This is a genomic window from Salipiger sp. ABF4_146 (assembly GCF_056161345.1).
Genome location: NZ_JBSWYX010000077.1, coordinates 1 through 631 on the forward strand (window position 1 = coordinate 1; position 631 = coordinate 631).

Below are 631 nucleotides of genomic sequence, written 5' to 3' on the forward strand. Positions count from 1 at the left end.
GCCGGGTCGCCGTGCTGCTGCGCCGGGCGGGCTGGCAGGTGAACCACAAGCGGGTGGCGCGCATTTGGCGGCGCGAAGGGCTCAAGGTCCCGCACAAGCAGAAGAAGCGCGGCAGGCTCTGGCTGAACGACGGCTCTTGCGTGCGGCTGAAGCCCGAGCACCCCAACCACGTCTGGTCCTACGACTTCGTGCAGGACCGGACCAGCGACGGCCGGGCTTACCGGACGCTCAACATCCTCGATGAATATACGCGGGAGGCGTTAATGATCCGTGTCGACAGGCGACTGAACTCCACCGATGTCCTGGACGCGCTGACGGACCTTTTCATCCAGCGCGGCCCGCCGCGGTTCATCCGGTCCGACAACGTCCTATGTCAGGAAAATCTGGCTGCTTAGGTCAGCAGGTCGTGTGGCATCCGGCTGTCCGGATACCCTGATAAGGTTGCCCAGACGGGCTCTGCCGTCAAGAAATGATCTCATCCATAGCAAACACAGGGTACGCGCGCTGGCGGCCCTCACCGTCCTTAATACGAGATCCCACATCCCAAGCAGAAGGCCCGAACATTATCTACGAGGTCAGATTGACTGCCTCCACGGCTCAGTCAGAGAGAGGTCCTTCCGCCTGGGCTCAC

1 pseudogene is annotated in these 631 nt (G+C 62.3%); it reads left to right on the top strand.

The window, feature by feature from the left end:
* Positions 1-365 (top strand): annotated as a pseudogene (locus ACXAJT_RS27615) (DDE-type integrase/transposase/recombinase); the annotation flags it as partial.
* Between the last annotated feature and the right edge of the window lie 266 nt (positions 366-631).